We start from the raw sequence: 12179 nt of genomic DNA, 5'->3' as shown, positions 1-12179 counted from the left end.
CCATCTCGCCATGGCCCTTCTGCGTTGTGAAGAGCAGCCCGACCGGGAACCGGTGCTCCTGGCCGACGCTCTGCCGACCGTCGTGGACGGCATCCGCCTGGCCGCGCGCACCGCGATACCCGTCACCGATCCGGCGACCGGCGCCGCCACGACCTGCGGCCGGTGCGCCTGCGCGGGGTACCGCCACCGCACCGCCGGCGGTCACTGGATCCTGATCGAGCCCGGCGAGTGGCCCCTGGCCGCCGTACCGGCCGGTCGCCGCTGGCGCGTCGCGGGCGACGGCACGGCGGTCAACCTGCGCGCCGCCGCGCCCTCCGACACCTGCCGGATCAGTCATTTCGACGTCTGCCCCGCGGGCCCGCCGCCCGCGGCGTCGCCCGTGCTGCTCGGCCAGTGGCGGCGCAACGCCCGCCGCCGGCTCAACTGAGCTGGGCCGGTGCCTCGGTCGCGATGCGCTCGAAGACCTTCTCGTCCGCCGCGTAGACGGAGTCGGGCACCGGCCAGTGGAGCACGATCTCCGTGATGCCGGCCTCCGCGTAGCGGCCCGCGAAGTCGACGAAGGCGTCGAGTGACTCCAGGGGGCGCTCGGCCGTCGACCCGGTCAGCAGGACGCGGTCGAGCTCGCCCGGATCGCGCTCGATCTCGGCGCAGGCGATCTCCAGTCGGTCGTACTGGTGCGCGACGACCTCGAGGCACTTGTCCACCGGCACGTCCGCCGGGCCCTTCGGGTCGCCGTAGGTCACCCAGGCCTGGCCGTAGCGCGCCGCCAGCCGCAGGCCGCGCGGGCCCGTCGCCGCCACCGCGAAGGGCACCCGCGGCCGCTGCCGGCAGCCGGGGATGTTCCGCACCTCGTCCGCGGAGTAGAACTCGCCCTCGTGACTGACCACCGGCTCCGTCAGCAGCCGGTCCAGCACGGCGACGAACTCGCCGAAACGGTCGGCCCGTTCCCGCGGTGTCCAGGGCGCCTGGCCCAGCGCGGTCGCGTCGTAGCCCACCCCGCCGGCGCCGATGCCGAGCGTCAGCCGCCCGTCGCTGACGTCGTCGAGGGTGATCAGCTCCTTGGCGAGCGTCACCGGGTGCCGGAAGTTCGGCGAGGTCACGAGCGTGCCCAAACGCATACGCCGCGTTACCGTCGCTGCCGCCGTCAGCGTCGGGATCGCGCCGAACCACGGCCCGTCGCGAAAGCTCCGCCAGGAGAGATGGTCGTAGGTGTACGCGGCGTGGAACCCGAGGCCTTCGGCCCGTCGCCAGATCTTCTGTCCCTCGGACCACCGGTGGATGGGAAGGATCACCGTGCTCAGACGCATGACCCCGACCATACGCGGGCTTCCCGCCGCCACCGGTGTGCCGACCGGCGACACAGATCCCGACAGATAGCGCGCATACCGCAGTATGCCGGTCCCATGGCTGGCACGACCCGCATCACGGTGACTTTGCCCACGGAGCAGGTGGCGGAGCTGAAGAGGCTCACGGACAACGTCTCCGGCTACGTCGCGGAGGCGGTCGCCCGCCAGATCAGGCACCAGCTGCTCGGTGCGGAGCTGCGCCGTTACGAGGAGGAGCACGGCGCGTTCACCGACGGCGCCGCCCGGCCCGAAACAGCCGGGCGATCCGGGCGGTGGCCGCCGTCCGGTGGAATCCGTCGTCGAGCCGGGCCCGCGCGGCCGCTCCCGCCGCACGTCACGGGCGCCTGGTGGCCGCCTCACAGGGCGCGCCGGCCGGAACCCCGCCCGCTACCCCCAGGAGCGGGGAGCCGCAACTCGGGGCGCACCGCGGTGAGAGGTCGTCACCGGAGCGGCCGGCCGGGGCACGGCTGGGCCACCCGGGTGGTGTTGATCGGAATATCGGCACCCTCGGGGTGCGGCACCGAGGATTTCGTGCTCGCTTCCGCATCATCGGATTAGTCGCTCCCGACTCACCGAAGGAAGTGAGAGGTCATGGCTGCCAACACCCATGTCAGGACGTTCTGGGACGTCTTCGTGACGTTCCTGTTCAAGATGGTCGCGTACTTCGGGTTCGCCGTTCCGGCGTCGCGTAGCACGGCTCCGGCCGCGCCGCGACCGGAGACCGTCCCCGGGACCCGCTTCCTGCCGACCGCCGAGGCGGTCCGCCACTGGGCACCGGCACCTCGTACGGAGCCGGCACCACAACCGGTCGCGGTGGACGCCGCCGCGTCCGGTCGGGGGTTCCGTGCCGAACCGGGACTGCGGGCCGAACCGGTGCTCACTGTGGAGCCTGGCGTACGCGCCCCCGAGGTCCCGTCGTGCCGTACGTCGTACCGCAGTGAGCCCGTCGTGCCGGAGCCGTCCGTCCCGTTCGTTCCGGCGCCCTGCCTCGCCGCCGTGGCCGACGCCCAGTCCCTGCCGCCGACGATGAAGCAGCGCATCCGCGCCGAGGCTCACGGCGCCTCGCCCGTGGCCCGCGTGCGCACCCGCCCGATCGGCGACGCCGGCCTCGACCCCGTGCTGAGCGACGTGACCGAGGCCCCGGCCCGTACCCCCCGCCGCGAGTGGGCGCTGTGCGCATGACCGCCGTGGATGTGCGTGACCAGCCGGTACGGCGTGCCGCATGGCTCCCGTTGACGGAACGTCAGGCCGTCCCGGCCCCGGAGGACCGCGTCGAGCGGACCGCCCGAGGGGAAGCGCACCAGCACCACCACGGCGCCGGACACGGCGCCCCGAGCAGGACTGGGCGGACGAGCACGAGCACGAGGATGAGGACGACGATGCCGGAGACGACCCGCACCCCCGAGGCCGTGACGTTCGCCGTCGGACCGACCCGGCCCCACCCGCGGGCCACCGACCGTCAGGTCACCGACTCACCCCCCGCGCACGACGGCGGCCCGTACCACCGCATCCGTGCGTACCGCGGGCCGGCCACAGGCACACACCGCACGCCCGTGGACCGCACGCCCGAGGACCGCACCCCCACGAACCCCCCACGCGAGCGCGGCACACGCACACCCGACCGCCCGCACCCCACGACCCGACGCAGCGCCACGCGGCACCACCGCGGGGTCCGGCTGGTCGGGGGCGACCGGTGGAGCCGACCGAGCTCCCGGAGCACGCCCCGTCACGGCTGAACCGCGTGACCCACGGGAGAAAACCCCGCGAGACGGACGCACCGCACCGCCTCCCCTACGGGGGAGTCAACCCCAAGGACTACGCACAACCGCCCCCCCAGACTGACGACGGGGTGTGGTCCACGCCACTAGATTCGTGGCGTGACTGTGATCGCTACCGAAAGCCTGACGAAGCGGTACCCGAGGGTGACCGCTCTGGACCGGCTCACCGTCGACATCGCACCCGGCGTGACCGGGTTGGTCGGTGCCAACGGAGCCGGCAAGTCGACCCTGATCAAGATCCTCCTCGGGCTGGCGCCCGCCACGGAAGGCCGGGCCGCCGTCCTGGGCATGGATGTGGCGACGCAGGGCGCGGCGATCCGCGCCCATGTGGGCTACATGCCGGAGCACGACTGCCTGCCGCCGGACGTGTCGGCGACGGAGTTCGTCGTCCACATGGCCCGTATCTCAGGGCTGCCGCCGGCCGCCGCGCGCGAGCGCACCGCGGACACGCTCCGCCACGTCGGCCTGTACGAGGAGCGGTACCGCCCCATGGGCGGGTACTCCACGGGCATGAAGCAGCGGGTCAAGCTGGCACAGGCGCTGGTCCACGACCCCCGGCTGGTGCTGCTCGACGAGCCGACGAACGGGCTGGACCCCGTCGGCCGTGACGACATGCTCGGGCTGATCCGCCGCGTCCACACCGAGTTCGGCATCTCCGTGCTGGTGACCTCCCACCTGCTCGGTGAACTGGAGCGCACCAGCGACCACATCGTGGTCATCGACGGTGGCTCCCTCCTGCGCTCCTCCTCGACCAGCGACTTCACCCAGACGACCGCCTCGCTCACCGTCGAGGTCACCGAGCACGAGGACGAACTGGTGGCGAAGCTGACCGCCGCCGGGCTCAACGCGCACTCGGACGGCCGGCTGATCATGGTCGACATCGATGGGGACGAGACGTACGACGCGGTCCGCGACGCGGTCGCGGAACTCGGCACGGGCCTGGTGCGCATGGAGCAGCACCGGCACCGCATCGCCGAGATCTTCCGGGGAGGGGACGAGCATGACGCAGCTTGAGGGCAGGCCGCCCGCCGCCGACGTCATCCACGACATCGGCTACCGGCACTACGACGGCCCGCGCCTGGGCCGCGGCTACGCGCGCAAGTCGCTGTACGTCCAGAGTCTGCGCGGCGCGTACGGACTCGGCCGTTCGGCGAAGTCCAAGGTGCTGCCGATGATCCTGCTGGCCGTGATGTGCGTTCCGGCCGCGATCATGGTCGCGGTGGCGATCGGCACCAAGGCGACCAAGCTGCCGATCGAGTACACCCAGTACGCGATCATCATGCAGGCCGTCATCGGCCTCTACCTGGCGGCGCAGGCCCCGCAGGCCGTCTCGCTCGACCTGCGGTTCAAGACGACCCCGCTGTACTTCTCGCGCCCGATCGAGGCGGTCGACTACGTCGCGTCGAAGTTCGCCGCGCTGACCACGGCGCTGTTCATCCTCACCGCGACGCCGCTGCTGATCATGTACATCGGGGCGCTGCTGGCCAAGTTCGACGTGAGCGACCAGAGCGCGGGCTTCGCCAAGGCGATGCTCGCCGCGTTGCTGCTGTCGATGCTCTTCTCGGGCATCGGCCTGGTCATCGCGGCGCTGACGCCGCGCCGGGGCTTCGGTGTCGCCGCTGTCATCGCGGTGTTCACGCTCTCGTACGGCGCGGTGACCAGCGTCCAGGGCGTCGCCTCGATCAACGGCAACGCCGACGTGATCGGCTGGCTCGGCCTGTTCTCGCCGATCACGCTGATCGACGGAGCGCAGACCTGGTGGCTGGGGGCGACCTCCAGCTTCCCCGAGGGCGCGGGCCCGAAGGACGCGGTCGTCGGCACGGTCTACCTCCTCGTCCTCCTCGCCGTGATCGCCGGCTCCTTCGGCCTGCTGATGCGCCGCTACCGAAAGGCCGTACTGTCGTGACCACCCTGTCCATCGACCACGTGTCCCGCTGGTTCGGCAATGTCGTCGCCGTCAACGACGTGACGATGACGATCGGGCCCGGCGTCACCGGTCTGCTCGGCCCCAACGGCGCGGGCAAGTCCACCCTGATCAACATGATGGGCGGCTTCCTGGCCCCCTCGGCCGGCACCGTGACCCTCGACGGCGCCACGGTGTGGCGCAACGAGCAGGTGTACCGGCACATCGGCATCGTCCCCGAGCGGGAGGCGATGTACGACTTCCTGACGGCCCGCGAGTTCGTGGTCGCCAACGCCGAACTGCACGGGCTGGCGGATCCGGGCGCGGCGGCGCAGCGCGCCCTGGCCACGGTCGAGATGGAGTTCGCCCAGGACCGTCCGGTCTCCACGTACAGCAAGGGCATGCGGCAGCGCGCCAAGATGGCCTCCGCGCTGGTGCACGACCCGTCGGTGCTGCTGCTGGACGAGCCCTTCAACGGCATGGACCCCCGGCAGCGGCTGCACCTGATGGACCTGCTGCGCCGGATGGGTGCCGAGGGCCGCACGGTGCTGTTCTCCTCGCACATCCTGGAGGAGGTCGAGCAGCTGGCGAGCCACATCGAGGTGGTCGTCGCCGGCCGGCACGCCGCGTCGGGCGACTTCCGCAAGATCCGCCGGCTCATGACGGACCGGCCGCACCGCTACCTGGTGCGCTCCAGCGACGACCGGGCGCTCGCCGCCGCGCTGATCGCGGACGGGTCCACGGCCGCCATCGAGCTGGACTGGAAGGAGCGCGCGCTGCGCATCCAGGCGATCGACTTCGCCGGCTTCACCGAGCTGCTGCCGCGTGTCGCGCGGGAGCGGGGCATCCGGCTCTACACGGTCTCGCCGTCCGACGAGTCCCTGGAGAGCGTCTTCTCCTACCTGGTCACGGCGTAGGCACACGGCTGTAAGGAGCTCCGATGTTCAATCCCACCGTGGCGAGGCTGACCTACCGGGGGCTGCTGGGCCGCCGCCGGGCCCTGGTCCTGTTCGCCCTGCCCGCGCTGCTGATCCTGATCTCCGCGGCGGTGCGCGCGCTGGTCGGCGCCGACGACTCCATCGCGAGCTCGGTGCTGGGCGGTTTCGCGCTGGCGACGATGGTGCCGCTGGTCGGCGTGATCGCAGGCACCGGCGCCATCGGGCCGGAGATCGACGACGGCTCGATCATCTACCTGCTGGCCAAGCCGGTGCGGCGGCCGACGATCACCGTCACGAAACTGCTGGTCGCCATCGCGGTGTCGGTGGTCTTCTCGGCGGTGCCGACCCTGATCGCCGGGTTCATCCTCAACGGCAACAGCCAGGGCATCGCGGTCGCGTTCACCGCGGCGGCGGCGGTCGCCTCCGTCACGTACGCGGCGATCTTCCTGCTGCTCGGCGTGGTGACCCGGCAGGCGGTGGTCTTCGGCCTGGTCTACGCGCTGATCTGGGAGTCGCTGATCGGCAGCCTGGTGCCGGGGGCGCGCACGCTGAGCGTGCAGCAGTGGGCCCTGGCACTGGCCCAGAGGATCGCCGGCGAGGGCACGGTGACCTCCGATGTGGGGCTGCCGCTCGCGGTGGTGCTGCTGGTCGGCGTCACCCTTGCCGCGACGGCCTTCGCGGGGCAGCGGATGCGGTCGCTGACGCTGGCCGGCGAGGAGTGATCGTTCCGGGCTAGGCCCTGTCCTCCGGTAAGCCGCCCGGGTGGTCTTCTTCCGCCCGGGCGGCCCTGCTCCCCTGACGTCTACAATCGGATTGTCAGATTTGCGGCGTGATGTCCGAGACTCCGCTGCTCTTCGCCGTGGGCTTGTTCCTGGCCGCCCTCGGCCTGCTCGTCGCGCTGTTCAGCCCGGAGCTGGCCCACCATGTCGACGCGCTCGCCGCGCGTGCCACCGCCGGGTTCCGCCGCCTGTGGTCCCGCACCCGGGACCGCGGGCGCTTCATTCCCGTTCTTCGAAAGTGGGCCACGTCACAGGACTCCTTGAAAATTCAAGGGAATGTCGCTACCGTGAAGGAGGTTGAATCGTAAACCAACACGTCCCCAAGGAGTTCATCATGGGCCTCTTCAACCGTAAGAGCGATGCCACCGCGACCGCCGTCTCCGCCGCGCCGACCGCCGACCTGGCGCACCTGACCGGCGAGTACACGATCGACCCGACCCACAGCGAGGTCGGCTTCGCCGTGCGCCACGCGATGGTCACCACCGTGCGCGGCCAGTTCGCCGAGTACGAGGGCAAGCTGTATCTGGACGGCAGCAAGCCGGCCAACTCCTCCGCCGAGGTCACCATCAAGGTCGTCAGCGTCGACACCAACCAGGCCCAGCGCGACGAGCACCTGCGCACCGGCGACTTCTTCGACGCCGCCACCTACCCGGAGATCACCTTCCGGAGCACCTCCGCCGAGCAGATCGACGACGAGACCTACCGCATGCACGGTGACCTCACGATCAAGGACACCACCAAGCCGGTCTCCATCGACTTCACCTACAACGGCTCCGCCACCGACCCCTACGGCAACCTCCGCGTCGGTTTCGAGGGTTCCACGACCGTCAACCGCGGCGACTGGGGCCTGACCTACAACGCGGCCCTCGAGGGCGGCGGCGTCCTGATCAGCGACAAGGTCAAGCTGACCTTCGACATCTCCGCGCTCAAGGCGGCCTGAACCCGCTGAAGCCGCCGTCCCCTGCCAGACGATGGAGGGGAGGGCAGCGGACGAGACGGCCGGCACCATCGCCGGCACCGGGCGCCGCCGCACCGCACTGCGCGGAGCGGCGGCCCGGGTCGTCGTCCCCGAGGTGCGGACCCGGGCGCGCGACGCCCCCGGGACGTACATCTGGCCGCTGGTCCTCGCCGTGACCAGCGGCATCATGGCGGCCGCCCGGCCGGACCCGCGGTCCTTCCGGCCGCACCACAACAGCACCCACCTGGCGGAGCTGGACTCCAGCCGGTGCGGGCGCTGCCGGCCGGCGCGCTGTGGACCGAGTCCCCTGCGGCCTTCGGGCTGTGCGCGCCCTGCTTCCAGGCCGTGCCCGCCCCCGCCGAGCGCCGGCTGGGCACCCGGCGCCGGCTCCGCGTCGCCGCCCCGGCCCACGTCGGGGCGAGCGTCCTCAGCCGGCAGGCCGTGATGTTCGGCATCCGAGCCGACCGGCTGCCGGCCTCGCTCGCCCACACCGTCGACATCGGCGTCGGCTACGGGCCGGCCGGGGTCATCGGCGTGCTCACCCACCGCGTGCGACGACCGGCCCGGCGGCTGCCCTACCTGCTCGCCGCCACCGGCTTCTTCGCGTATCCCTGGTGGCGCCGGGCCGCACCTGCACCGACCTCGGGCACGTCATCGCCCTCCTCCTCATCGGCCTCGCGTGCCGCGGGCTCACGCCCCGGAGAAAAGCCGCTCCAGGACCAGGGCGATCCCGTCCTCACCGTTGGAGGCCGTGACCTCGTCGGCGGCCGCCTTCAGCAGCGGGTGGGCGTTGCCCATCGCGACGCCGTGGCCCGCCCACTCGAACATCGGCAGGTCGTTGGGCATGTCACCGAAGGCGATGGTCCCGGCTGCCGTCGCCCCCAGCCGGCGGGCGGCCAGCGACAGCCCCCGGGCCTTCGACAGACCCAGCGGCAGCAGCTCCACGATGCCCGTACCCGACATCACGGCGCTGACCAGGCCGCCGGCGGCCACGGTCGCCGCATGGGCGAGCTCGTCGTCCCCCAGTCGCGGGTGCTGGATGTAGAGCTTGCTGATGGGCGACGCCCACAGCCCCTCCACGTCGTCCACCTCGCCGCCCACCGGCAGCTCGGAGTCGAACAACCGGTAGCCGGGGCCGAGCACGATGTCGCCGTCCATGCCGTCGAGCGCCGCCGCCACAGCCAGCCGGCCGGTCTCCGCCTCGATCTTGGCCAGCGCCGCCCTGGCGGTCTGCCGGTCCAGCGTGAACGAGGTGAGCAGCCGCCGCTCGCCCGCGTGGTAGACCTGCGCGCCCTGCATGCAGACGGCCAGGCCCTCGTAGCCGAGGTCGTCCAGGACGTGCACCGTACGGGCCACCGGGCGTCCGGTGACGACGATGTGGTCGGCGCCCGCTGCGGCGGCCGCGACGAGCGCCTTGCGGGACCGTTCGGAGACGGTGTGGTCGGGGCCGAGCAGCGTGCCGTCGAGATCCGTCGCGATCAGACGGTAGGGAAGCGGAGCGGTCACTTGGCGACCGGCTCCAGGACTTCACGGCCGCCCAGGTACGGGCGCAGCGCCTCGGGGACGCGGACCGAGCCGTCGGCCTGCTGGTGGTTCTCCAGGATGGCGACGATGGTGCGCGGGATGGCGCACAGCGTGCCGTTGAGCGTGGCCAGCGGGCGGGTGCCGTTCTCGTCCCGCAGCCGTACCGACAGGCGGCGGGCCTGGAACTCGGTGGTGTTCGAGGTCGAGGTCAGCTCGCGGTACTTGCCCTGGGTGGGGATCCACGCCTCGCAGTCGAACTTGCGCGCCGCCGAGGAGCCAAGGTCGCCCGAGGCCAGCTCGATCACCCGGAACGGCAGCTCGAGCGAGGTCAGCCACTGCTTCTCCCACTCGACCAGCCGCGCGTGCTCGGCCTCGGCGTCCTCGGGGCGGGTGAAGACGAACATCTCCACCTTGTCGAACTGGTGGACGCGGATGATGCCGCGGGTGTCCTTGCCGTACGAACCCGCCTCGCGCCGGTAGCAGGGCGAGAAGCCCGCGTAGCGCAGCGGCAGCCTGGACGCCTCGATGATCTCGTCCATGTGGTACGCGGCGAGCGGGACCTCGGAGGTGCCGACCAGGTACAGGCCGTCCTTCTCCAGGTAGTACACGTCGTCCTCGACCTGGCCGAGGTAGCCGGTGCCGGCCATGGCCTCCGGCTTGACCAGCGTCGGGGTCAGCATCGGGGTGAAGCCGGCCGCGGTGGCCTGCGCGATGGCCGCGTTGACCAGGGCCAGCTCCAGCAGGGCGCCGACGCCGGTCAGGTAGTAGAAGCGCGAGCCGGAGACCTTGGCGCCGCGGTCGACGTCGATGGCGCCGAGCAGCTCGCCGAGGTCGATGTGGTCCTTGGGCTCGAAGCCCTCGGCGGCGAAGTCGCGCGGGTTGCCGATGACCTCCTTGACGACGAAGTCCTCCTCGCCGCCGATGGGGGCGTCCGGGTGGACGATGTTGCCGAGCTGCAGCAGCAGCCGCTGCGCCTCCTCGGCGGCCTCGTGCTGCTCGGCGTCGGCGGCCTTGACGGCGGCCTTGAGCTGCTCGGCCCGCTTCAGCAGTGCCGCGCGCTCCTCGCCCTGGGCCTTGCCGACCAGCTTGCCCAGCGACTTCTGCTCCGCGCGCAGCTCGTCGAAGCGGGTACTGGACGACCTGCGCCGCTCGTCGGCGGAGAGCAGGGCGTCGACGAGCGCGACGTCCTCTCCACGGGCGCGCTGGGAGGCGCGCACACGGTCGGGGTCCTCACGAAGCAGGCGAAGGTCAATCACGGGAACAGGCTACCGGTGTGCCGGGTGCCGACGCGACAACTTAAGTGCTTTATGGGACGTTATGTCCGCTTCGAAAGGAGGGTGCGGGAATTGCCGTGCGACCGATAATGGCGGGTCGGTTACCGTCAACCGAATTCTTCGCGTCCCTCCGGGGAGGGTATGTGGTCTGTGGACAACGGTAGTTGGGGCAGGTCCGGCCCGCAGAGTTATCCACAGGGGGAGGGGTTTCCCACTCGCTTGTCCACAGACGGTGTGGATGGGCTGTGGAAGATGGACTTGATCATTCCGTGGGTGGGTGCGGGGGCATGGATTCCCCGTCCAAACCCTCCTAACGCTCACTTTCGAGTGAGAACTCTTCCCTCTATCGAGTTGTTCGAAGGTATTGAGATGACGCATGATGACCTGTGGGCTTGTGGGGTCGCTTGGCGTGAGTGTGCCGATTTGTCGATCTGGCGGTTCCTTGGGCGACTTGTTCTGTCGACTTATCCCCAGCCCATGGCAGGGGCCTGTGGATAACGCGGTGGACAACCGAAGGCGTCACCGCTTGTTCGCCGAAAGCCCGGGAAGCGGTGCGCGCACGCCTCAGACCCGCCCGTCCAGGGCGCGTCCCAGCCAGTCCGCCGCGGCCGTGAACTCCTCGTCCGTGGTCCCCTTGCGCTGCTGCGGCGGAACCTCGTCCGCCCGCGGGTACGAGCCGAGGAAGCGCACCTGCGGGCAGATCCGCTTCAGGCCCATCAGCGCCTCGCCGACCCGGCGCTCGGTGATGTGCCCCTCACAGTCCACCGAGAAGCAGTACCGGCCGATCCCCTCGCCGGTCGGCCGCGACTCGATGCGGATCAGGTTCACCCCGCGCACCGCGTACTCCTGCAGCAGCTCCAGCAGCGCGCCGGGGTGGTCGTCGCCCAGCCAGAACACCGCCGAGGTCTTGTCGGCCCCGGTCGGCGCGACCGGCCGGGCCGGACGTCCGACCAGGACGAAGCGGGTCTCGGCGTTCGCCGCGTCGTGGATCTGCGTGGCCAGCGGCTCCAGACCGTACGTCGGCGCCGCGAACTCGCCCGCGAACGCCGCGTCGTACCGGCCCTCCGCCACCAGCCGGGCGCCGTCGGCGTTGGAGGCCGCCGACTCCCACGCGGCGTGCGGCAGGTGCGCCGACAGCCACTTGCGGACCTGCACCTGCGCCGCCGGGTGACCGGTCACCGTCTTGACGTCACCGAGCCCCGTGCCCGGGCGCACCAGCAGCGCGAACGCGATGCGCAGCAGCACCTCGCGGTAGATCATCAGCGGGGGGCCCGCCGCCAGCTCGTCCAGGGTCGCGGTGATGCCGCCCTCCATCGAGTTCTCGATGGGCACGAGGGCGGCCGCGGCCTCACCGCTGCGCACCGCGTCGAGCGCGGCCTGCACCGAGACCATCGGCACCAGCTCGCGCGTGGCGGCCTCCGGAAGCGTCCGGAGCGCGGCCTCGGTGAAGGTGCCCTCAGGGCCGAGATAGGTGTAACGGCTCGCCGGCGACATGCCGTCAGCCTAGGCCCTGGCGCCGCAGTCCCTCCCGCGGCTGTCCGCAAGGGGCCCCCACCCCGCGGCGTTGTTCCCGGCCGGCGCCGGGAGGTGCCCCCGGGCACGCACTTGCCCGCCCTTCGGCCGGGAGAGTTGCCGGATCGTCCGGGCCGCCCACGACGAGGACCACGCTCCGCCCTGCT

12 protein-coding genes and 2 pseudogenes are annotated in these 12179 nt (G+C 71.5%); 10 read left to right on the top strand and 4 right to left on the bottom strand.

Features of this window, described 5'->3' with window-relative positions:
- Window positions 1–10 precede the first annotated feature (10 nt).
- Entirely contained in the window at window positions 11–427 is a 417-nt protein-coding gene (locus AC3EUJ_RS01005; RefSeq protein WP_431958919.1) for a DUF6083 domain-containing protein, read from the top strand.
- Here the strand turns inward: AC3EUJ_RS01005 and AC3EUJ_RS01000 are convergent.
- Window positions 420–1307 (bottom strand): LLM class flavin-dependent oxidoreductase, encoded by an 888-nt coding sequence (locus AC3EUJ_RS01000; protein WP_431958918.1) that lies wholly within the window; start codon window positions 1305–1307, stop codon window positions 420–422. The two genes, AC3EUJ_RS01005 and AC3EUJ_RS01000, sit on opposite strands and share 8 nt — an antisense overlap.
- Window positions 1308–1403: 96 nt before the next feature.
- Here AC3EUJ_RS01000 and AC3EUJ_RS00995 point away from each other — a divergent pair.
- The 9 genes and pseudogenes from AC3EUJ_RS00995 to AC3EUJ_RS00955 all read left to right on the top strand — a co-directional run.
- A pseudogene (locus tag AC3EUJ_RS00995) lies at window positions 1404–1616 on the top strand (type II toxin-antitoxin system CcdA family antitoxin); the annotation flags it as partial.
- 321 nt (window positions 1617–1937) lie between these two features.
- Window positions 1938–2528: a DUF6344 domain-containing protein gene (locus tag AC3EUJ_RS00990; RefSeq protein WP_431958917.1), complete on the top strand. Its 591-nt coding sequence runs from the start codon at window positions 1938–1940 to the stop codon at window positions 2526–2528.
- Window positions 2529–3223: 695 nt separating this feature from the next.
- A complete protein-coding gene (locus tag AC3EUJ_RS00985) occupies window positions 3224–4138 on the top strand; it encodes an ABC transporter ATP-binding protein (RefSeq protein ID WP_431958916.1) in 915 nt (304 codons plus the stop codon).
- Window positions 4125–5030 carry an ABC transporter permease gene (locus AC3EUJ_RS00980; RefSeq protein ID WP_431958915.1) on the top strand — a complete coding sequence of 302 codons (906 nt, stop codon included), beginning with the start codon at window positions 4125–4127 and terminating at the stop codon, window positions 5028–5030. Before AC3EUJ_RS00985 ends, AC3EUJ_RS00980 begins: the two co-directional genes overlap by 14 nt.
- Window positions 5027–5944: an ABC transporter ATP-binding protein gene (locus tag AC3EUJ_RS00975; protein WP_431958914.1), complete on the top strand. Its 918-nt coding sequence runs from the start codon at window positions 5027–5029 to the stop codon at window positions 5942–5944. The genes AC3EUJ_RS00980 and AC3EUJ_RS00975 overlap by 4 nt, the downstream gene beginning before the upstream one ends.
- 23 nt (window positions 5945–5967) lie before the next feature.
- On the top strand, window positions 5968–6687 hold the full coding sequence (locus AC3EUJ_RS00970) for an ABC transporter permease subunit (protein WP_431958913.1): 720 nt from the start codon (window positions 5968–5970) through the stop codon (window positions 6685–6687).
- 107 nt (window positions 6688–6794) lie between these two features.
- Window positions 6795–7052, top strand: coding sequence for a hypothetical protein (locus tag AC3EUJ_RS00965; protein ID WP_431958912.1), 258 nt, complete (start codon window positions 6795–6797; stop codon window positions 7050–7052).
- Between the two features lie 26 nt (window positions 7053–7078).
- The gene (locus AC3EUJ_RS00960; protein WP_431958911.1) at window positions 7079–7684 is read left to right on the top strand and encodes a YceI family protein; all 606 of its coding nucleotides are present in this window, start codon (window positions 7079–7081) and stop codon (window positions 7682–7684) included.
- 285 nt (window positions 7685–7969) lie between these two features.
- Window positions 7970–8302 (top strand): annotated as a pseudogene (locus tag AC3EUJ_RS00955) (rhomboid-like protein); the annotation flags it as partial.
- 90 nt (window positions 8303–8392) lie between these two features.
- Here the strand turns inward: AC3EUJ_RS00955 and AC3EUJ_RS00950 are convergent.
- The 3 genes from AC3EUJ_RS00950 to pheA form a co-directional block, all read right to left on the bottom strand.
- On the bottom strand, window positions 8393–9208 hold the full coding sequence (locus AC3EUJ_RS00950) for a Cof-type HAD-IIB family hydrolase (RefSeq protein ID WP_431958910.1): 816 nt from the start codon (window positions 9206–9208) through the stop codon (window positions 8393–8395).
- Window positions 9205–10482, bottom strand: coding sequence for a serine--tRNA ligase (gene serS, locus AC3EUJ_RS00945; RefSeq protein WP_431958909.1), 1278 nt, complete (start codon window positions 10480–10482; stop codon window positions 9205–9207). The genes AC3EUJ_RS00950 and serS overlap by 4 nt, the downstream gene beginning before the upstream one ends.
- A gap of 582 nt (window positions 10483–11064) precedes the next feature.
- Window positions 11065–11994: a prephenate dehydratase gene (gene pheA / locus AC3EUJ_RS00940; RefSeq protein WP_431958908.1), complete on the bottom strand. Its 930-nt coding sequence runs from the start codon at window positions 11992–11994 to the stop codon at window positions 11065–11067.
- Between the last annotated feature and the right edge of the window lie 185 nt (window positions 11995–12179).

The sequence above is a fragment of the Actinacidiphila sp. bgisy160 genome, assembly GCF_057707815.1.
This window is presented reverse-complemented; position numbering and strand designations above follow the sequence as displayed.

What these genes read in the sequence shown, in the direction of transcription:
- AC3EUJ_RS01005 (WP_431958919.1), top strand. Translation starts at nt 11, where the DNA reads ATGGCCCTTCTGCGTTGTGAAGAGCAGCCCGACCGGGAACCGGTGCTC.
- AC3EUJ_RS01000 (WP_431958918.1), bottom strand. Translation starts at nt 1,307, where the DNA reads ATGCGTCTGAGCACGGTGATCCTTCCCATCCACCGGTGGTCCGAGGGA.
- AC3EUJ_RS00990 (WP_431958917.1), top strand. Translation starts at nt 1,938, where the DNA reads ATGGCTGCCAACACCCATGTCAGGACGTTCTGGGACGTCTTCGTGACG.
- AC3EUJ_RS00980 (WP_431958915.1), top strand. Translation starts at nt 4,125, where the DNA reads ATGACGCAGCTTGAGGGCAGGCCGCCCGCCGCCGACGTCATCCACGAC.
- AC3EUJ_RS00970 (WP_431958913.1), top strand. Translation starts at nt 5,968, where the DNA reads ATGTTCAATCCCACCGTGGCGAGGCTGACCTACCGGGGGCTGCTGGGC.
- AC3EUJ_RS00960 (WP_431958911.1), top strand. Translation starts at nt 7,079, where the DNA reads ATGGGCCTCTTCAACCGTAAGAGCGATGCCACCGCGACCGCCGTCTCC.
- pheA (WP_431958908.1), bottom strand. Translation starts at nt 11,994, where the DNA reads ATGTCGCCGGCGAGCCGTTACACCTATCTCGGCCCTGAGGGCACCTTC.